General features: G+C 46.6%; 18 protein-coding genes. All 18 read right to left on the minus strand.

All coding sequences use genetic code 11. The annotated features are described in order from the left end of the window. Nucleotides 1-13: 13 nt before the first annotated feature. The 18 genes from GEV47_RS15615 to tssC all read right to left on the minus strand — a co-directional run bounded on the left by GEV47_RS15615 (nt 14) and on the right by tssC (nt 21,773). Nucleotides 14-988 (minus strand): TagF domain-containing protein, encoded by a 975-nt coding sequence (locus GEV47_RS15615; RefSeq protein ID WP_153235719.1) that lies wholly within the window; start codon nt 986-988, stop codon nt 14-16. Further along, a complete protein-coding gene (gene tssM, locus GEV47_RS15620) occupies nt 985-5,160 on the minus strand; it encodes a type VI secretion system membrane subunit TssM (RefSeq protein WP_153235720.1) in 4,176 nt (1,391 codons plus the stop codon). The genes GEV47_RS15615 and tssM overlap by 4 nt, the downstream gene beginning before the upstream one ends. 15 nt (nt 5,161-5,175) lie before the next feature. Next, nucleotides 5,176-6,648 (minus strand): type VI secretion system protein TssL, long form, encoded by a 1,473-nt coding sequence (gene tssL, locus GEV47_RS15625; protein WP_228124747.1) that lies wholly within the window; start codon nt 6,646-6,648, stop codon nt 5,176-5,178. A gap of 97 nt (nt 6,649-6,745) precedes the next feature. Continuing rightward, entirely contained in the window at nt 6,746-7,006 is a 261-nt protein-coding gene (locus GEV47_RS15630; protein WP_153235721.1) for a PAAR domain-containing protein, read from the minus strand. Between the two features lie 56 nt (nt 7,007-7,062). Continuing rightward, nucleotides 7,063-8,409, minus strand: a complete 1,347-nt coding sequence (locus tag GEV47_RS15635) for a type VI lipase adapter Tla3 domain-containing protein (protein WP_153235722.1) — start codon at nt 8,407-8,409, stop codon at nt 7,063-7,065. 281 nt (nt 8,410-8,690) lie between these two features. Next, nucleotides 8,691-9,293, minus strand: a complete 603-nt coding sequence (locus GEV47_RS15640) for a hypothetical protein (protein ID WP_153235723.1) — start codon at nt 9,291-9,293, stop codon at nt 8,691-8,693. Between the two features lie 218 nt (nt 9,294-9,511). After that, entirely contained in the window at nt 9,512-10,024 is a 513-nt protein-coding gene (locus GEV47_RS15645; protein ID WP_153235724.1) for a hypothetical protein, read from the minus strand. A gap of 63 nt (nt 10,025-10,087) precedes the next feature. Continuing rightward, a complete protein-coding gene (locus GEV47_RS15650; protein ID WP_153235725.1) occupies nt 10,088-10,555 on the minus strand; it encodes an N-acetylmuramidase domain-containing protein in 468 nt (155 codons plus the stop codon). 3 nt (nt 10,556-10,558) lie between these two features. Further along, entirely contained in the window at nt 10,559-11,086 is a 528-nt protein-coding gene (locus GEV47_RS15655) for a hypothetical protein (protein ID WP_153235726.1), read from the minus strand. Next, nucleotides 11,086-12,330, minus strand: coding sequence for an N-acetylmuramidase family protein (locus tag GEV47_RS15660; protein ID WP_153235727.1), 1,245 nt, complete (start codon nt 12,328-12,330; stop codon nt 11,086-11,088). The genes GEV47_RS15655 and GEV47_RS15660 overlap by 1 nt, the downstream gene beginning before the upstream one ends. 63 nt (nt 12,331-12,393) lie before the next feature. Next, on the minus strand, nt 12,394-15,141 hold the full coding sequence (locus GEV47_RS15665) for a type VI secretion system Vgr family protein (protein ID WP_153235728.1): 2,748 nt from the start codon (nt 15,139-15,141) through the stop codon (nt 12,394-12,396). A 51-nt stretch (nt 15,142-15,192) separates the two neighbouring features. Further along, entirely contained in the window at nt 15,193-16,626 is a 1,434-nt protein-coding gene (locus tag GEV47_RS15670; RefSeq protein ID WP_153235729.1) for a hypothetical protein, read from the minus strand. Between the two features lie 62 nt (nt 16,627-16,688). Next, the gene (tssK, locus tag GEV47_RS15675; RefSeq protein ID WP_153235730.1) at nt 16,689-18,035 is read right to left on the minus strand and encodes a type VI secretion system baseplate subunit TssK; all 1,347 of its coding nucleotides are present in this window, start codon (nt 18,033-18,035) and stop codon (nt 16,689-16,691) included. Nucleotides 18,036-18,083: 48 nt separating this feature from the next. Further along, on the minus strand, nt 18,084-18,638 hold the full coding sequence (tssJ, locus tag GEV47_RS15680) for a type VI secretion system lipoprotein TssJ (protein ID WP_322741670.1): 555 nt from the start codon (nt 18,636-18,638) through the stop codon (nt 18,084-18,086). Nucleotides 18,639-18,754: 116 nt separating this feature from the next. Further along, entirely contained in the window at nt 18,755-19,237 is a 483-nt protein-coding gene (locus GEV47_RS15685; protein WP_153235731.1) for an Hcp family type VI secretion system effector, read from the minus strand. Between the two features lie 89 nt (nt 19,238-19,326). After that, nucleotides 19,327-19,830, minus strand: coding sequence for a hypothetical protein (locus GEV47_RS15690; protein WP_153235732.1), 504 nt, complete (start codon nt 19,828-19,830; stop codon nt 19,327-19,329). A gap of 4 nt (nt 19,831-19,834) precedes the next feature. Continuing rightward, nucleotides 19,835-20,191 (minus strand): tlde1 domain-containing protein, encoded by a 357-nt coding sequence (locus tag GEV47_RS15695; RefSeq protein ID WP_153235733.1) that lies wholly within the window; start codon nt 20,189-20,191, stop codon nt 19,835-19,837. An 82-nt stretch (nt 20,192-20,273) separates the two neighbouring features. Further along, the gene (tssC, locus tag GEV47_RS15700) at nt 20,274-21,773 is read right to left on the minus strand and encodes a type VI secretion system contractile sheath large subunit (protein WP_153235734.1); all 1,500 of its coding nucleotides are present in this window, start codon (nt 21,771-21,773) and stop codon (nt 20,274-20,276) included. Nucleotides 21,774-21,797: the final 24 nt, after the last annotated feature.

Here is a 21,797-nt window from a genome sequence, read left to right on the forward strand (position 1 = left end):
TTTTCATTTTGCATCAAGAATTCAAACTCACCGCTGCCGCCACAAACCGCCCTTGTAAGTCCTGTTGCCAGAATGCTGGTTGCGGTAGTGGTTCTGTCAATTTTTTTGGCCAGTTGGCCCACGGCAGATAACGCACACCATCCAGATACGGCGCCGGATCAGCCGGATGCGGTGCGCCGATGATGTCTTGTGCTTGCGTTGCATCGAATAATGGCGATGCGCGACCCACTAGCTCGCGCCAGCCGGGACGCATGGTGTGCCATAGCTGATCCAGTTGTGTCGTCAATGTTTGCAAGTGGTCCTTAGGCTTCCCATCCCCGATCGGCCTATCTACTTGCGTCTCATCGGCATACACCGTTTTTGCCATGGCGCGCGCCACTGTAAATAGCCATTCACACGGTTGCTGGGTGTGGGTAGAAAAATGCTGCTTAATCCAGCATAGTGATGCGGTTTGTATCATGACTAATGGATAGTGCCGCCCAACTTTATCCGAAGATGGCATCCAGACGCCGATCACATAGTCTTTCGCAGCAAAGGGCAAGCTGCCGGGCGGTAACACGAAACACCACGGCAAGCCAGCATGACCCATCACCGGTTGCTTAGGTGCTACTGTTGTCAGCTCCGGTGCAGGTGCTATGCCACTTACATGCTCTGGTTCGTCAAACATCGGTGCAGGGTTGCTGACGGGAGGACTTAAGTCATGCCAAAGCGAGGCATCCGCTCTGCGTCGTTTTGACACTGATGGCGGAGATGATGCCTTCCTTGCCGCTGGCGTAGTCGCGACAATGGTATTCATCGCCGCACTTTGCTTTTCGATAAGCGGGCGTAACTGTGTCGCTATCCACGCTTGTAACGCTTCGCCCTGGTAGCTCTTAAGCTGATGCTGGATAAAATCAGCACGGCTAGGTAACTTGCCCCATAGCGCGGGGCTGCTGACCACGCCTTCTTGCAAAAATTTGGGCAACCACTTCATCAAGTCCAGACTCATGACCCACTTCCCGGACAAGAAAAGCCTTTAAACAAGTTGGAGACTAATGGATTGGGCAACGTACCGGTGTTCATCTCTAACACTGCTTTGCGCCCATCAAAGTCATATTCTATTGAGGCACGGCCGTTAGCAGCATTGGGTAATGGCTTACCGCGCTCTAACAAACGGAACAACGCCCATGCGCCTCGGGTATTTATCGTGGAAGTATCTGGTTTGATGCGCGGGGTGGCAGTCAATTCCGTCATTTCACCACCACGCGGCCCCGGCCAGTTGACGACTAGTTTTTCGGTCGGGCCATGGGCATAACGCTGTACTTGCCCATCAAAATCCATGATCAATTCAAGAATAGTAGGATCGAGTTCTTTGACTTTGACGTCCATCGTCCACAGCATTTTTTTACTGCCTTCCCCCTGGAAAAAAGCTTCGCGTATCGTTTGCATACGTGCAAAGGTTTCTGGATTGGGTCCTTGCTTTGCCAATAATTTTAATAATTCACCCAGTAAGGTTGGGCTATCTGGTGCGCCCGCAATAGCACCGTCTGCAGAGTTTGCCCCTTGCGCAGGCAGCCCTAATCCGGTCATGGCGATTTCGGCAGGTGTCAATGGATTGACCATGTCAGGGCTTTTGTATTTCCATGGCCGTTGACTCATATCCACGAACGGTGCTAATTGCGTCTTAAAAAACACATCCGCTGGACCGCCGGCACCAAACACGCGTCTGAAATCATCCAACGACACATCTTGCGTCGCTTTCGGATTAAAAGGATAGAGGCCCTCGATGCCTGTCTGACACATATCGGTTACTTGATAAGCCAACATACTTTTGATGCGATCGACTTGTTGTTGCGCCTGCTTTTGCAAAATGGCTGCACTGCCATCGGCAATCTTTTGGTTACCGCTATCCGCTAAAGCAGTCAATACTTCCTTAAATGGGGCCGGTAATTTATCCCCTTCCAGCTTCAGTTTCATACCTGCATCCAGACTGCCCGGTGGCAAACTGTTGGCGTTCAAGGCCGTATCGGCCACCACTAATAAAGTGTAATACTGGTTGAGCAGACCGGTGATATTGTCCAGACCCGAGGTCGCAGCGCTACCGGCGGCGGCTGTCGATGTCTGACCGGCATCAGCCTGACCGGTCACCACTTCGCGCAACGCGGCAAAACGATTATCGACCAGTTCTTTTTCTAAACGCTCCTGTGGACTGATACCGATGGCATCACGCCCTTTTTGCGCGATTTTATCGGTGGCTTTATCCAAAAAACTTTTATCGCCGCCGTCATTAGTTACCAGCGGCCGTGATAAGGTGGTCTCTCTTGCCGCTGCCCGCGCCAGGCGCGACAGCGGTGAATCGGGCGCAGCAAAGGCACGCAACACGGTCAGATCAAATGACAGATTGGAGCCGGTGACGGTGCGGATATCGCTCAAAAAATCATCCCAATGTTGCGCGTATTCGGTCAAATATTGACGACGAATATCTTGCGTGATTGGATCATCGTCCATGCCATCTGTTGTTATGCCGCTAACCAAGTCTGTCGTTTTTTTTTGAAGAGTGGTGGTCAATCTGTCATTGCCCATCACCCAGGCATCATCTAATTGCGCTTGTTTAACGAATTCTGGTAAGCGCTTACTGAATACATCATGATAACCATCGTAGGTATAGATACCTGGTACACCTTGTTCTAACGGCTTACCAGAAGCGCGGGCAAACACCGTCCCCGCTTGGGGGCCGACGGCACGGGTTAAGGTAAAATCCTGCGGCGCTTGCGATTGCATGGCCGCTTTGGCACGGTTGAATAGACGCTCGGTGGAGGGATGATCACCTAAAAAATCGCGAGCCTCTTCAATCAGCGCTTTGTTTTCTAAAAACGGCGATTGCACGATGCGGTCACCTGAGAATAATTGATTGACGTGATTGGTCATCGAGGAGCGACTACCAAACACGGTAGAGCTATCCGATGCGGCCCAATCATTGGTGACCCAGGTTTTCACATCGGCGGCGTTGTAATGCGCTTTATCATGTAATTGCAGATACACCCGTAAGGTGTCATAAGCGGTTTTAGTATCTTTGTCAGCGATGGCTTTGCCTAATACTTCTTCCATCCGCCGCAGTATCTCCGGTAACAACAAACTATCTTGCAAATGGGCGTAGGTGTTGTGCGCTGCATCGGCTACCGGTGGTGCGTTATATAAACCAAAACGGAAACTACTGGATGGGTCATTCAGATCCAGATCCCGATACAGAGGTAACTCTTGTGCAGCGCCCAAGGTATCGGGCACCATCAGCATTTTGTCACTGCCAGAGGTAGCAAACAGTTTTTCCACGCGCTGTTTGAGATAACCGGTCTTTTCGGTCACACTCTGCAAATAAGCCTTGTTCTGGTCAAACGACAACAGTATGCCACCGGCCCACCACAATGCGATGGCGATGACCAAGGCATGACCAAACAAGCGCAACAACCGAAACCGAAATTCCCAGCGCAAGTTGGGGCGTACCAGATGCGCTTCTGGAATAATGACTTTAGCGAACAAATCGGTGAGAAAGTAACTCAAGATACCGCTAGGCTGGGTGACTAATAGTTTGGCACTGTGCGCCCCCGCCGTCGCTTGCAATGGTCGAACATTGTCCGTGCTCACTTCTGTTTCTGCAGAGGTGCTAGCAGCGTCGCTCTCTGCCACCATGCTTGCCAGGGCTTTATCGGATAATTGTGTTTTTTTAGTGCCGGCGACGGATTGCAAGAGTCGCTGTAAAAATGATTGTGAATTAGTCGGGACACTCAATTGTCCTTGCGCTGCGCTGGTGAAATACACGCCACGTAATGTCGTGTTAATTTCCGTGGTGTCATAGCTAGAATCATGAAACAACGCGGCGATGGTTTGCACTAACGGTTCGGTCAAGCCAGCAAAGCTCTGCGGCAAAGCGTATAAGAGGCGACGACCTTCTTCGCTATCATATTCTTCTCTAAAACGTGTTGATCTGCCTTCTTTCAAACGTAAAGTTAAGGCCTGCAATTCGCTCTGCAATTGCGCTTTCAACGCGGTCGTATCTTTTTCCGCAATGGTTTTACCATTTTTTGTATAAGGCAGTGTAAAACCCCATACTTGCGAACGGCTTTCCGTCAGCGATCGCATGTATTCAGAAAAGCCTTCCAGCAAGTCCATCTTGGTGATCATTACATACACCGGGAAGCGTATGCCCAATTCTGTGCGCAGTTCGGCCAGTCGTGTCCGGATTTGTCCGGCATAGACCAATCGTTCAGCCGGATCCAGCATCACCAAGTCACCGATATTGATGGTGACGATCGCACCATTAATCGGTGCTCGTGTCCGGTATTTCCTCAACAAACCAAGGAAATTTAACCACTCGGCTTTATCTGTTGCCTTTTTCTTCTCTTCTCTATCATCCTGGGTAGAGTAACGGCCTGCAGTATCAATCAGTACCGCTTCATTGGTGAGCCACCATTCGCAATTGGCAGTACCACCTTGTGCCGCCATGGCAGCCAGATTGCCGACTGCACCGGTTTGGGAAGGTAAAGGAAACTCCAGGCCAGAATTGACCAGGGCGGTGGTTTTACCCGCACCTGGTACGCCAATCACCATATACCATGGCTTTTGATACAGATAACGATTGCCTTCCACCAAGCGACGCAACGCGCCGACGTTGCTAGGCATTTTTTTGAGCTGTTTTAATGAACGCGTAAAAGCATTTTGCATGGCTTTGACTTGTTCATGATTGACTAGATCTGGCGGTGCATTAGGATCTTTTTTCTGACCGAATAAGGAATCACGAAACTGCTGATCGTCAGCGGCGCGGTGATACAGCCGGTACAGAAAATAGCCAACGTAAATAAGCAGCAAGGCCACGATCACCAAAGCACGTACCCACATCGGTGCTAACGGCTGGTATTGTCCGAAAGTGAGCAGTGGTCCTGCGTGCCAGATCAACAAAGATGCTGCTGTCATGCCCACAACATGCATGGGAACAGACAGTAACAGTGCGCACAAAAACACTAACAAAAATACGATCGTTGAAATACGCATGGTGACCGTTGCGAACGGACGTAAGCCACCAAAAGCGAGAAACGGCCCCGCAAACCAGATTAGCGCGCCGATGATCAGCATAGCGATAATGGTCAACGCAATACGAAAAGCTATGGATGAGAAAAATTTAGACATAAATGGGTATCTCGATTAGCGCTTAAGTGTTGCCGCGCCAAGTGAGGCAGCAGAAGATTGAGGAAGGCCTGAAGACAGTGCTGAAACAGGAACAGCTGATTTAGTTGCTGCTGCCGTGCCCGGCGTCACAATAATTTCAACCCGACGATTTTTAGCCCGACCGGCTGCATTAGCATTGCTGGCCACCGGTTCACTATCACCGCGACCGATGATTTCCAGGCGATCTGCCGGTACGCCACCGGTTTGCAACACATCGCCGACGCTGGCGGCGCGCTCTTCCGACAACACCTGATTGCTCGGGAACTGACGTGTTTTAATCGGTTGATTGTCAGAATGACCGATCACCTGCACCGCGCCCGATACTTTGCCCACTTCTGCAGCCACTTTATTGAGTAAGGGCAGCATCTTTTGGTTGACCTTCGCTTGGCCCGCCACAAACATGTCGTCACCTTTAAAGATGACATCGCTGCGGCTGTCGTTTTCGTCAACGGTTACTAAGCCAAGGGCGATTTCATTTTTGAGCAATTGCGCCAGTTTTAAGGAAACAGCCTGTACCGGCGGTGGTGTCATTTTGCCGATGGCATTGATGGTGGTCACCAGTTGATCACTTTGCGTCGTCAATTGATATTTGTACCAGCCAAATATCCCCAACACGCCCAAGCCCAATACGGTCGCGCTGACCCATACCGGTACGCTGCGCAACAATTTGAATTTTTCTGCACCGACTCCGCGCCAGTGTGACGACAAGGCGGGCGCTACCGGATCACGCTTTGCTGAAATCAAGGCATATAAATCGTGGCGTATCGCCTCCAGCCTTTCTTTGCTATCAACCGCGACGCTGTATTCCCCCTTAAAACCAAGATTGAGGATGTAATACATCAATTCCAGCATGTCGTGGAATTCATCCGGCCGTTCTGCCAGGCGTCCTGCAATCAAAAAGAACTTGGTACCGCCTTGCAGATCGCCATGGACTTTTTGTGCCAACATGCCAGTTGACCATGCGCCAGGATCGTTCTCGGTGCCACCACCCCAATTGGTGCGGCTGGCCGCTTCATCCAAGGCAGTACACAGCAAGAAACTGGCCGTGGCGACATCTTCGCGTCGCACTTGCGCTTTATGTGCCAGCATTTGGAAATTGATCACTTCACGATAGAGCAACTCCCGAAACGCCTCAATCGGCACTGCACCATCTAATGATTTCGGCATCTGTGCTAACGCCAGCAACAACGGCTCTGCTGCTTCCAATAAAGGATTACGCGCTGCTTTGATCTGCTCCAGCCGAATCAATTGATTGGCCGATGTTTCGCTGGCTGCATTGTAGATTTGTTTCAGACGGGCTTTAACCGTTGCAGCATCGCTAGCGGCAAGCTTAGCTGTTTGTTCCTCGTCAGCGGCAACGACTGTGGTTTGCTCTACAGTACGCATGCCTGCACTATGCGCAAGTTCGTCCGTTTTATCGTGCGGATGATAGGGTGAATAATGTGGCATGGATGACCTACTTTACATAAAAGAAAAATGCATAACGACTAAATTGTTTTAGCAATAAGGCAGAGCAAGACAATCTTTAGCTATCCTCAAATGAGAATTAATATGAGACATTCGCTTTGCTACTAGCAATCACCACACTGCCGCATTCGGTTTTACTACCGTGCAGCGCAACCTCAATTCCATCATCAGGAAAGCCGCCATTGGTATCGATAATTTGGTTATCACCATGCTTAGGGCAACTGACCCAATCACCAAGTCGTGCATTGTGGCGACCATCAATGATGATGTTGCCGGTAACTACAGTGACTTGGCCGCCGTGATCGGTATCGTCGCCTTGTAAGCCGATTGGATTTGTCATAACAATATCTCCTGTATTTATTGCATGCTTATATGCAACATTTCAAATGTAAGAACTCAATTAAAACCATAAAACCCCGGCCAAAATGGCCGTTCAACTTGCGCATCATTTTTTAATTCTTGTGCGGTAGGTGGCGTGATCAGCAACAACGATGCGCCATCATCGCGTCGTAAATTAGCAACTAAGGTCGCGCCACCAGAATGCTTACCCGCCATCGTTGCCAGTGCCACCGCTACAAACGCACTGCCAGCACCCAACTCACCTAAGATTTTTGCAAGGTCGTAACCACGCGTGCGATTATTAAACAAACCAAACTCTGGATCGACTGCAGTGATGCTGCTGGTCAGTGGTGCAAGTCGCACTGCACCATTGCTATCTTTCCAGATGCCGCCGTAGTCATACATCACCCGTGCAGGCATCTTGCCATCCAAGGGGGCAAGCGCATTTCGCAAGGCCGTTTCCATCAGTGCTTTGCGCTCTGCCATTTTCAATGGCGTTCCATCTTTGGGATCGAGATAAGAAATCACTTGCGGTCTATGTACTCTGCCCAATGTTTCTAAATGATCGTATTGATCCACCTGAAAACGTGTCCACGGCTTCGTAATATAAGGCGTTGGCGTGAACGCATGACCGGGGATTTTTTTCCAGCTCGCAAACTCTGATGGTGTACGGGTACGCTCGGCATTATCTGGACGATGGATTTGCATGGCATCCTGTGCCAACTCAGCATATGGTCGCAACCAATCAATTCGTCCACGGCGCACCAGTGTAACTAAGGCACAGCTATCGCTGAGGATGCGCGGTGTTTTTGGGCGTGTGGCTTGTTCGGCTAACGTGCCAAATGCCAAACCATCCTCACTTTCTTCGCCAAAAGCACGTTGCACCACACCATCGACCGCACCTACACCGGCTGCAGGAATATCAGCATGCTCATCAAAGGTCATGAACACGTTATTCCACAATAAGTCAGCACTGTCGCTCAAGTAAGAATTCATCACCTTTCCACGTTGGTATTTCAAACCTGGAAATTCACCGGATGCGGTGTAATGCGCATCGTTTTCTTTGGGGACGAAAATGTTGGCGTTCACGACGCGAATTTTGTCTTTTTGTGATGCGCTACCATCCCGATTCGCGCCAACTACAGCGATGGGTAGAGGGTAGTTATCCATGAAGTGCTGCATCGCAGTTTGGATGGCCGCTTCCTGACGATTCTCTGCCAGCGGTGGCGCATCGTGGAAATGTGTCGGGTAGTGATTAGCATCTGACGAAATAATATAACCATTATTCGCCTGCACAGCCTTCCATAAATTGACGCGAGGATCATCAGAATGATTTCCTAAAGTTTCTACGCTGACGCCTGCGCCGACGATTTCGAGAGAGTCAATTTTTGTAATGTTATTCATATTTTTTGCGATTCAGACATAAAAATATTTTCTTAAAAATCATGCGTCATACCAAACACGGCATTGTTAGATTAAAAGTGCCACGAGACTTTGTTGCATAAATAAATCTTAATAAAATCAGTACGTTAGGTGCACAAAAAGTTAGTAAACTGATGAGATATGATGCATTTCAGCGATAGCACTCACTAACGCAAGTTGCAACATATTGATTTTAAACAGGAAAATTTATTGATTTATGCAACAAAGTCGATTGAACAAGTAGTCATTTTTAATAAAAAATATCATTCACATTTTGAGCCGTAATAATTTTCTAAATTTTTAAAATTAATTTTTGATGTACTTTGGCTAATGTCAAATATTTTTTCTATATAGCAGTTGAAAATTGCAGTCTTATCTTCATCCATAGTGAAATTATGTGTTTTTTCATTATATGAAAAAATCATCCCATCATTGATAGTATGTCCTTGCGTTGCATCGACAAAGAGATATGCAATTTCCTGTATACCATCTTTATTAATATCAATAGTAGAGACCGCTTTTACATCTTTTCTTGAGCCACTGTCTATGTCGTTTGTGAAAAAATCAGTTGTACTATTAATTTTAAGGATCGATACTCTTGTTGTCATATTCTCTGATAAATAGCTAAAAGGGATAAAATGAAAAGTATCTCCTTTATAATATAATTTATAAGCCTCAGAATTAATTAACCAAAACTCATGCACAAATGGCGTTTTTCCAACAATATTTTTTTTTATTTCAATAGCATCTTTTTTAAACTCTGCATCTGACAACTTAGTCAAAATCAAATTTTTTGCTAAAGATGCATATGAAAATAAAGATAATATTATTAATATAAATATAGAATTAATTTTTTTATTAGTCATTGCTAACTCTCTTCGCTTTGTTGCATAAATCGCTAAATTTTCTTGTTTAAAATCAATATGTTGTAAATTACATTAGTGAGTACCATCCCCGAAATGCATTATATTTCATCAATTCCCCAACTTTCTGTGCACCTAACATACTGATTTTATTAAAATTTATTTTTATGTAAGAAAGCCTAATGAAAGTAACAAGAAAATTAAAATAATTAATTTCATGGTTAATTTTTTAAAAATTCACTTACATCATTAATTGAATTAAATTTTTCATTTGAAAGAATTTCATTCTCTTTCGCATCATTTTCTAAGCCTTTTTTCTCAATTAAAAATTTCCTTGCGGCACTATATTCTTGTTGCCCTATATTTAAGCGTATTAAAAACAGTAAACTGTTACCTATTTTTTTAACCGAATTCACATTTACACAACGCTCAACGACCTCATCCTCGTCATTTTTTTCCGCATATAATTTAATTAATTTATCATTGTTGACGTTGTTGGAATCAAAAACAGCAAGCATACATATCTGATTTTTCATAGCCTTTGAGAAATAGCTAAAAGGAATGACATCAAATTTTCCAATATTAAACGATTGATCATTTAATATTATTAAAACACTATCATCTTGCATGTCACTTTTAATTTTCTCATGGACTTTAATTTTTATCTCTTGAGTTTTTCCAAGAGAGACTTTTGTTATAGATGTTTTTTGTGTAATTGCACTCGCAAAGCTCATATTGCATATGCAAATTAAAAATAAAAATAAAAATTTTTTGATAAATATTCTATCTTTTTTTCCTTAGTCATTTTTACCACCTTTTTCTGAAACGAATTTTGCGTAATGAGCCTCAAGCTCGGTATCATAATTATTCTTTTTGTATTTTGGCCCATTGTAGGCTCGCGCTATTGCTGACCAATTTTTGCTCTTTAGAGACTCTTGCAAGTTATTGCCCTTACAAAATCCTACTAAGGCCTTTAAGTGCTCTTTTTCAGAGCGACTCATCGCTTTAACAAAATCTTTTACGTTTGAAAATCCACAAGTTTCATAATTCTCCCCCATGACTTGATGCTTGCCCCATGAGCAACTTGTTAGCGCTGCATCCTGATCAAGTGCATATGCTTTTACTAATTTTACATATTGCCAACTAAACAGGTCGTAATGATTCCCATCATCAAATCTCTTCCTATCCTTATCTTTTGCTGTACCTGCGATATACAGATTCTCGCTTGAAATACCAGGATATTTATACGATTCATATGGGCCCACATACTAATGACACTCCAACTCTTTTTTTGCTTCTTTTACAGTGCCAATAACTTCGAGCTTTTCTGATAATTTCTTATTTTCTTGCATTTCGAAATTAGAATTTATGTTAAAAAAAGCCCCTTGCGGGTGAAAATTATTTGCACCAAATTTCATTTGTGAAATAGATCCGACTCCAACAAATTTATCATTTTCACATGCGTAAATTGCCAATATCGCTGAGCAACTCTGATCTTCTATAGATGCAGCAGGAAGAAATTCTTGTAATTCGTAATTTGAATCTAATTTTTGAACATAACAGCCACGAGGCTTATCACCTCCAAATTCCATTACAGCAGCAATAAAAAATTGTGTTTTAAAATACGTCATTTCAAATATTTGAGAATTACTTACGAAAGCATCTTTGTAGTTTTTTTCAATTTTTTGAGTTATTTTTTCTTTCTCACTTTTATTTTTAATTAAATCAATTGATATATTTTTTGAATTTACGGTTTGCAAAAAAAATATCAATAAAATTGCGATGATTAATTTCATTATTTTTCCTTTTGTTTAATAAGATTTTCATAGCATTTTTTTAATTTCACATCGTATTTATCTTGTGATGGGCCATTATATTTAATTGCAAGCGTCAACCACTCTTTATTTTTTAGATAGATTTCTAATTTATTTACCTTAATAAAACTGACAAATGTTTTTAAGTGGCCAATTTCATTTTTAGAAACGGCTTTAACCATTTCTTGAACCGATGAAAATGCTCCTGCGTAATTCGCTCCTAACACTTGAAAAATTCCCCACGAGCATGCTTTCAATGCTGCATCTTTATCCAATTTGTATGCTTTTACTAATCGCTGATAGCTCAACTCAATATTAAAATCTTCGCTACCCGCATTCGGATAACTGTCCTTATCTAATTCATCTGCCGATTTAACTTTATGCACGGGCTTCCATCTATACCCTTTTTTTGCAGAGATATCTGGATAATCTTTATCAAATTTTGATTTTGTGAAACGTGAAAAATATTGCCTTTCGAAAAGTACTTTGGGGCGATTATGTTTATCAAACCCACTTCCCCCTGACTCAACAATTGCAAATGCCTTAATTGCCTCTACTTCACAATCAAGTTCTTTCGCCGCAGTCTCATAATCGGCTTCAGTTAATTTTTCTCCAGTATATTTATCCAAAAAATCTAACTTCGGCTCATCCCCAGTCGCTTTTGTCGTAGGTACATCGGTTTTCGGAGTAGCGCTAGGAGCCGTCGGCGCGGTACGAATGCCAAAAATATTTTCTATCCAATTCCAGGCACTTTGCAGCTCCCCAACCGATTTTTTTTCATCAGTTGTTTTTTCTGGCAATGGCTTCGGTGTCTCTGGTTTAGCCGGAGGCTCTTTGGGATGAGGCTTGGTTCGAACCTTAACCTTGAGCTTTTTACTTTGTATCGTCACACGTTTGTTAACGTAGCCCGAAGTTGTTTTGGCGATTTCTTTCAGATTGCCATTTCGGAGGCGAGCGACTTTGATACTCATTTCTACATCAGCATGTTCCAAATCTATGCCGTCAATGAGGCCATTGGCGGGTGTAATACCAGTAACGGTTTTGCCAGACCAGGAGAGGATGACTTTTAGTCCTTTGATCGGATTACGATTGACGTCAATAAAGAGCAGGTCAATTTTATGACCTAGATCGAAGTAATTTTTGTCCTCGTCTTCGGAAACATCATTCGGATTATTAAATTCGTCTGCTGGGTCTTGCTTTTTGGGCGCGTGGTGAGGTTTGTGCATGGTGTCATTTATTTTTTATTTATGAATTTAACTGTCATCAAATTGGTTGTTGTGCGTGTTGCGCTAAGCGGTTTGATCATCACGTAAAGCTAACTCTTCTTCCGTATCCCAACCATCTTCACCAATCATGATGGTGATTTCTTCTTCACTTTCCGTAAAGATGCTAGATGTCATGGCGTATTGATCTGTTGCGCCAGTAAGTAATAATTTTCCGCTGGCATCGCGTGCCTCAAAAGGTACATTGACCCAATTGTGTTCGGGGCCAATAAAATGACTTGAGAGTGCCGAAAGATCAAGGCGCTGGCTAAATGCAGGTTTGTCGATGAGCTTGGCAGCTTCTGACATTACTGGCAGCACAAACGCCCCCGCTATGGCTGCTGGCATACTCGGTGCATCACTTTGATGTTTTAAAATCCGCCCATTAATCACCACCATATCCGGCGTCATGCGGATATAGCTTTCACCGACCTGCAACAAGATATATTTCTTGGCGCTGACGGTGGCTCCATCATTCACCGATGTGATCGCCAATGATTTATCTGCCGTCAATTCCATCAAATTGCTCTGCGCCTGATGGATGACTTTGCCTTTGTTGGCTATCTGGCGAAGATCACCATCTATTGCATACTGTTCGATGTTGTTCTTGGCAGTGTGCAAGATGTCACCCATCGCGTAATGCTGTTGATTGCCACCTGCAACGGTATCGATATTTTGACCGGCGTAATGTGTCTGGTCTTTCGGCGTGGCGCTGGCGATACCACCGGGGGCGCTCATGGCAATCACAGGTTGTCCGGCCGGTGCGCTGCTGGTTTTGCCCACTTCATCGCCGACACCATGACCGAGGGCGTCAACCACCTCAGTTAAATTTTGTTGCGGATCAGAGTTGCGGGTGCCGCCTTCATGTGTGGATGCTGCCTGTCCTAAGCTTTTAGCGATGTGTAGAGCTTGTTCTAAACAGCCAACTAATTCATCACGACTGAGCATGCCGCCTTCGGCTCTGGCTCTGCCGTCGGTAGTCAGTAACAGGCCTTTGGCGGCACGCACTACCGCTGCGCCGTCAGTGCGCGCCTCCAGTCCTTCACCACGCTCATCCTTGCGCCCGGCATTGTCTTCAATCCGGGCGATATGCCCCAGACTGATCTGACTATGTTGATAGTCGCTTTTGAATTGCGCCTGAATTTTGTCTTGTGTGTCATCCAGAATTAAATGGTTGCTGCGGCCATTGGCGCTGTTGCCGCCGTTATCACCAAACTCCCGTGATCGAATACCGGATAACGCTTGCTGGCTTGGCAAATTCCATGGCGGCAGATTGTTCTGGTTGTTGACTGCGCCGATGACGATCGGCAAATCTGGATTGCCGCCAATGAAATTAACAATGACTTCGCTGCCGATGCGGGCGATAAAGGTCATCCCCAGCTGATTACCAGACCAGAGCTGATCGGCGCGTATCCAGCAACTGCTGTTTTCATTATTCAGGTCACGTCTGTCCCAGACGAATTGAATTTTGATACGACCGAGTGCATCGGTCCAGACCGGTTGATTTTCCGGGCCGACCACACGAGCAACGGCGGTGAGCATCACTGGAATCGGTGTGATGCGTTCAGGTCGGTAGGAATTGCCCTGCAATGGCACGACTTCAAAATCGCAATGAATGTTGAATTGTTGATGTGGTGCGCCGGCACGCTGGGTTTCTTGTCCGACTTCTTCGATAATCAAGTCGGTGGCAATAATCAGATAGTTGGTGTTCGCTGCCGTGGTCGGATGTTCGGTCTGTTTGTAGGTGCAACCGGTGACCATGCCGCGCAGAGCACCACTGCCTTGCGCACGCTGCATGTCGTTAGCCAGACGTTCACGATTGAGCCTGGCCAAATATTTTCCATCTATCAGTGGTTCGTTCTGGATTTGCCCTGCACCAGCTTTTGGTTGCACATAGTTGATATGGTGATGGGTATACACTTCAGCGTGATCGGCCAGCTTGGGGTCGGTGTTGCTGACATCCCAAGTCGAACTGGGTCGGGTGTAATCATAGTCACGGGCATTGAATATGCCTGCCGTGAGTCTGTGTGTTGGCGTCAGCTGGCTGATGTATTCCTGATCGATTTTTGGTCGGTCGTTGCGGAAAGGTACTGCCACATATGCCTCAGGATTAGGCTTATGTGCTTGATTGGCATCGGCCAGAATCAGCGTATGGATGCCATCTTTGTGTTCAAAGAAATAGTTAATCCCAAAGCGCTCACAGATTCGGCTAAAAAAAGAAAAATCGGATTCGTTGTATTGGGTGGTGTAATCAAGTACCTGATCGTAGGGATCAAACAGGCGCTTTTCGACAGAAAAGTTATATTTAGACAGCACTTCGTCGATGATTTGCAGCGGTGTCTTATCTTGAAATATGCGGCAGTCACTGCCATAGGAAGCCAGTTTCAGCCACGGTTCGATCGTGATTGCGTAATACACATAACGCCCGACTTGGCGTGCCACCTTGGCGGCGGTGATGATGCCATTGATCTGACGCTTACCTTGTCCGACATTACCCATACCGCTGTTACCGACCATGCCTGCGATAAAAGTGCCATTGCCTTCCAGTTCTATCTCGACTGTCATCTCTTGACCGATGAGCTCCTGCAGATCGATATCAGCTGCTTGCGCACCCATCTGTGCCAGGCTGTCCGGAGTCTTTAACATGACCTCGTAAGAAAACAATGTGTTTAAGGCTTCTTTGCCTTTGATCGCTACCGCTATCAGGCCAGGCTGATTGAGGATGGTCGGGATGGCTTTGCTGATTGCGGTCAGTGTTCTTGCTGCACTTAACATGGTGAAATTCCCTGAAAATAGTTTTTAATCGGGCCGTGATGAGGCTGATCCCTAAAGCAGATTTGGCATAGAAAACCTCACCTTCTTTTTGGTGGCGTTGTCTTTTCTGGTTCGGTCGCGCTGGATGGCTTGGCTGAGGTGATAACAGCGTTGGCACCAATGCCCCTTTTTGATGGTTGCCCGCGAGGTTTGCCAAATATGTCCTACGGCACATTGCCAAGTCAGATTTTCATTAATGTTCTCGGAACCATCAGACAAACAGCGGCCACCTCGCTTGATGGCCAATTTCTGCGCGTCCTGGGTCGCTAAGATTCTGTTTTGAATGGCTCGATCGGAACGGCATTGCGGGCACCAGTGCTTTACCCGTGTAAGTGGGTCTGGTGCTGCCTCCCAACGATGCCCTTCTTTACATTGCCAGTGCAGCTTGGTTCTGGAGTTCACATAAGTAGCGGACAAGCAGACAACATCGTGTTGCAGTGCCAATTGCCGCATCTCTTTTAAGCCTTGTTCGCTCCTACTGTGGGCCGTGCAGAGTGGACACCAGGTTTCTTTAACCATCTTGGGTGAGCAATGCCAGGTATGGCCTACGCCACATTGCCACTGTAATTTTTCTTTTTTCCCACGATAAGTCGTTGACAAGCACTTTCCACCCAGCTTTTGGGCCAAAGTGTGCATAGTCTCAATGCTGTTACGAATGCTGGCGAGATGACATTGACCACACCAAGATCCTGACTTGATGGATGTACCACTAGCGTGCCATGTATGCCCTTGCGCACAACGCCAGTGTAATTTTTCGACGCTGTCGTTCGTGATATAAGAGGTAGAAAGACAAACGCCGCCATGCTGCGCTGCTAACGCTTGCATTGCTTTCAGGGTATAACCCTTCGTGGCTTGATGCGTTCGTACCCTCTGTCCTACGGCACAATGGGGGCACCATTTACCACTTTTAATGTTGGCAGGTGTTGCCAGCCATTGATGCTGTTGCGCACATTGCCATTGATGGTGTTGATGTGTGCCTTCATATGTTTTGGACAGCAACAGGCCGTCTCGCTCAATGGCAATTTGTTGCAATTTCCCTAGAAAACCCAATGTTTGACGCTTAGCTTCCAGTGTGCAAAAACTGCACCACCCACCCCTTTTAATATGTCTACGGGTAGCAACCCATTGATGCTGGTTAGCGCACTGCCACTGCAATCGTGTACTGTCGTTTTCGTAGGTTGCAGACAAGCATAATCCCCCCCGTTCGGCAGCGATCTGCTGCATCTCTTCGATGACTAGGCGGGGATCAAGGCGAGTTTTAGCTCGCACACAAATTGAACACCACCCACCTTGCATGATGTTATTGGGTCTGGCCATCCATTGATGTTGCTCTGCACATTGCCACTGCAATGCGGTGCGTTCGCCTAAGTAGGTTTCAGACAAGCACAGTCCGCCACGTTCTTTGGCTAGTTGCTGCATATCATCAATGGTTATTCGTCTGCTCATATTAATTAGCTAGCGCGATGGCTTCATCTTCGGTTACGCAATAATGTTGGTCTCGGTGTGACTCATTTTTCTCTCACACCCCACAACTCAACCCGCAACCCCGGAAACTCTCCCGCCACATGCATCGCCAATCCACCATGCGTGCGGATGTGTTCCCACATCGGGCTGCTACTGCCCAGTTCGTAATATACAAAACCGGCATTAAATGGAATTTGACGCGGTGGTACTGGCAATGCTGACAAAGCAACGCCAGGCAAATGCGAACGTATCATTTCTGGCAAGCGATCCGATGGACCGACCTTACTTTGGGCGGCGAACTTCTGTACTAGTTCTTCCGATGGCATGTTGGCGGCAACCGCCAACACCATGGAACCGAAACTTTGCAATGCAGTCGGGTCGATGACTGCCAGTCGTACGCCGTGCGGACGCAGTTCAAATTCGATCCGTTGCGCACTGCGTACCAACACTTCGTTGAGCATCGCATGCACGTCGTCGATCAAATCTTTAAAGGTCAGATAAGGATCGACATGCTTATAGGGCAACACTGCTTTCGGGCGACGTGTCGCAGCGCGCACGAAGGTGGAGAGATCACCAGCATAAGCAATCAGCAGTGTGTATAACGCTTCTGGTGTGGTTTCTTGTACTGCCAACAAATGATTTAATAGTGGTTCGTAGCGATTGAGAATTTGCAGCAGCAGATAATCCGATACTTCAGATGAGTCGGACGATTTGCCATCGGCTCCCGTCAAGCGTGATGCCAGTGTATCGCCGCGCAAGTGGGTTAAACCCTGAATTTTGTTGACCCAACTGGTGAGTAATTGGCTGGTACCGTAACTGGTCACCGGTGGGATGAAATGTTGATCAAGGGTGGCACTGCCATCAGAACGCAGTGCAGTGACTTTGGCAATTGGTAAACCTATCCATGCATCGGTGAGCTCTTTTTGCGGTAACAAGCGCAAACGTAATTGCGCCAGTTGCACTAGTTTAGGACCTTGGCCTAACGAGTTTGCATCGCGCAATTCTTCATCAGTAACGGCGTAACGCGCCAGTGACCCAGGTTCGTCGTCAAAGGTAGATTCTTCTGCATTCGGCGTACGTATCGGCACGGCCAGGTAAATCAACTGTTCCAGATGCTCCGGTAAAATCGTTAATGGCGGTGGCGGCGGTGCCTGGCTTGGCGTGTCAAACGGTGTGCCATCAGCAAAAACACCGTTACCGCTGGACATGACCAGCTTACCCAATGACAGTGATTCGGTATCGATGTGGTAGTGACTAAATCCCCAATAGAACGGCGACAACGGTGCGCTACGTTTATGCGCATAAGCTTCCAGATAGCGCTCTTGTTGTTGAAATAGCTGCGGGCGTAAAAATAGTCCTTCGCTCCAGATAACTTTGTTGTGCCAGCTCATCGTATTCCCTGTTCTGTATTCGTCGTGTTGTTTGTTATTTATGTAAACTTATTTGGCTTCGGTCACTTTGATCGCATCGCTCTCTAAGGTGATGAGCAATTTGACTTTGTTATCCGGTATGACTGCGCGATACCAGGCGACATCGGGCGCTTTCGGGAGTTTGTAGACGACCCGCCAGACGGAGTGAGATAAATCCTGATAACCGGCCAACACACCAATGGCGACGGTATCGGGCGATGATTTTCGGACTATGGTTTGGCTGTCGCCGGGACGCAAAATGTATTCATTCTTGACGAGTAAATCTTCGCCAAGTTTGGTTTTGTCGTTGTCCTTCAAACTAAAATAATCCGCATCTTGAAATGCTTTATCTGATTTCAGTTCATAGATGCGCACCATCACAGGTGTTGCGCGTTTTTCGGTGAGGTTAACGTCGTCACTGGCGTGGATGGTGAGATCGAGTTTGCTCAATTCTTTGGGTGCAGGTATACCACTATTACTGGCGCAAGCGCTCAACAGTACGGTGGCGAACACGATAGAAAGCGGCAATGCCATTCGGCGAGAAATAGCATTGAACATAGGCGCTATAAAAGAGACTGACATCATTAAATCCGTCTTCAAAAAATGGGGGGAAACGTAAATTCCCATCACGTCATCATGGACAACGTGATGGGAGTACAGCACTTGCAACAGCGCTCGCAACTTCACTGTTGTCAGAACAATCAGGACTCTTTATTGCCCTTGATGTCGTAACTAGCCGTGATCGCACCGGCCGATCCGCCTTGTGCGTTTTGTACTGCGTACTCTTGTTTGACCTTTGAGAATGACAGACCTATCAATTCCTGAATGCCTGTATCGCTATTGCTGCCACCTGGTTGTACTTTGGTGACAATCACATCGCTCATGGTGATCTTCAAAAATTCCAGAGGATTACCGCCAGCTTTACGCACGGTCAGCACTGCTGAGTCGATATGCTTACCGGTCAAGCAATACTTCATCAGGTTAGGGCTGGATTTATCGACTGCGTGGGTGAAAGTCAAATCGTCGACAGTGGCTTTACCTGCACCACCGCCACTACCAGCGTGCATGTTCGATTGCTGCGTGATACCCCACGACCAGCTTTGCACTTCGATTTCGTTCGAGTGCTTATCATCTTTGCTTTCGCCATCGATACCGTTAATTTTTAAGAAAATATCTTGTGCCATGTAAAGCTCCTTATTTTGTTTAAGTATAAAAACGTGACTACTTTGGTATTCAACGTACCGCCATTTCGGGCGACATTGTGGAATTTCGGTTATTTTTTAATAGCGTTAAGCTGAACAAGACAGCTATCTCGGATAGGTATTAATGCTGTTGATGTTTCATTGTTGAGCGCCATTCTTGCTGTCTTGATATACGTTGCCATGAATGTAGGTTCAGGCTCGATAAATGGCGCACTACATACTTTTTCAACGGGAAAATTTTTGCCAAGTAATTTCAACACTTCAGCTCCATTCTTAGGGAGTGCCTCTGCTAGTGTTATTTCTAGCGCTTCAGAATCACCGGCATCTGTTCCTGCATGCAAAGCGGATATAACTTTTAGCCAAGCTTTATTCCCACTTGATGCTTGAGCAAGAACCCAGTCCCAACCATGCTTTGTTTCATTTTTATGCAATCGCGCCACAACTGAAGCCGCGCCTTTCACTTTAATTTCACGCATCATCTGCGCTGCGCCTGTAGATGATGCCGCTACATTCGTTGAAACAAATACGGATACCCCGGCGAATAACGCTATGATGAGGAGATAGCGAAATTTCATCGATCTACTCCACAACATTAAGAGTAGTGTCATGACTGCTGGACATGCTGTTTCTAGCGTTGCGCGGCAAAATAATGCACCCCTGTGGTGCGTCATGTCGTGTGTTATCACCATGAACCAAAAATGCAGTGCGCCCACGCCCTGTATTTCCAACTGGCGCAAGGCTCATAACATGAGGGCCATATGTTGCTGTATCGCGCGCAAATCCAATGCGATATTGTCCCCGTGGGATAGGACCGACATTGCTGTGTGCTTCCATATCTGGATTATTTCTTCCGGCACCAGTTCCCGAATAAGCAGTAGCAACGTTTTCTCCGTTAAAGCGCAATTGTCCACTGCGCTGACTGTATTCCCAAGGCATGCATCTTCTCCGAATAATGTTGTCAAATGAACCTATTTCATGCCGCACGAAGATGCGCTATCTTTGTGCGGCATCACACCAATTAAGCAGCCTGTTTAATCGAAGGCAACTTAGCGACTAAGCGCAACGACACCGTCAACCCTTCCAGCTGGAAGTGTGGACGCAAGAAAAACTTAGCCGAGTAGAAACCTGGGTTGCCGTCGATTTCTTCAACCACGACTTCAGCGGCCGCCAGTGGGCGTTTCGCCTTAGTTTCTTCGGATGAGTTGCTTGGGTCAGCATCGACGTAATGCATGATCCATTCGTTCAACCAGCGCTGCATGTCTTCACGCTCTTTAAACGCACCGATTTTGTCGCGCACGATGCATTTCAAATAGTGCGCAAAGCGTGAACTGGCGAACAGGTATGGCAGACGCGCTGACAGATTGGCGTTGGCAGTGGCATCCGGATCGTGGTATTCCGCTGGTTTTTGCAGCGATTGGGCACCGATGAAAGTCGCGTGGTCGGTATTTTTACGGTGTACTAGAGGGATGAAACCGGCCTTGGCCAATTCTGCTTCACGACGATCCGAGATGGCGATTTCGGTGGGGCATTTGATATCGACGCCACCGTCATCGGTCGGGAAGGTGTGGCATGGCAGATTGTCGACTGTACCGCCAGACTCCACACCACGGATCATGGTGCACCAGCCGTGTTGTTTGAAACTGCGATTGATGTTGACCGCCATCGCATACGCCGCGTTGTTCCAGACGTATTTTTTGTGATCGGCGCCGTCGGTTTGTTCTTCGAAGTTAAATTCGTCGACAGGATTTGTTTTAGCACCGTATGGCAAGCGGGACAAGAAGCGTGGCATGGCCAGACCGACATAGCGTGCATCTTCTGTAGCACGCAGCGAATTCCAAGCGGCGTGTTCTAAATTAGAAGTGATTTTTGCCAGATCGCGTGGATTGGCCAATTCCTGCCAGCTGTCCATTTGTAAGCCTGCTGGTGAAGCGCCAGCGATAAATGGTGAGTGGGCTGCAGCGGATACTTTGGCGATAGCACCTAACAGTTCAACATCGGGTGGTGTGTGATCGAAGTAGTAATCGGCAACTAAGCAACCATATGGCTCACCACCAAGCTGGCCGTATTCTTCTTCGTAGACACGTTTGAAGATTGGGCTTTGATCCCAGGCGATACCTTTGTGACGACGAACCGTACGACGCATCTCGTCTTTGGAGATGTCCATGAAGCGGATTTTGAGTTGCTCATCGGTTTCCGTGTTGGTGACCAGATGGTTCAAACCGCGCCACGCGGATTCCAGTTGCTGAAAATCTTCTTTGTGCAAAATCAGATTGATTTGCTCAGATAATTTGCGATCGATTTCGGCGATCACCGCTTCGATAGCTGAGTAAGCATCGTCACTGATGGTGGTCGAATTGATTAGCGCTTGCTCTGCCAGTGTGCGGACAGCAGCTTCCACCGCATCGCGGGCCTGATCAGTTTTTGGTTTGAATTCACGATCGAGCAATGCAGAAAATTCATCTGCGTTGGCAAACGAAGTGGCTTGCTTCGTCTGTAAATTAGGGGTTGTGGCTTTCATGCGAGCTCCTGATTTTGAAAATAT

The sequence above is a fragment of the Glaciimonas soli genome (assembly GCF_009497155.1).
Taxonomy (GTDB): domain Bacteria; phylum Pseudomonadota; class Gammaproteobacteria; order Burkholderiales; family Burkholderiaceae_D; genus Glaciimonas; species Glaciimonas soli.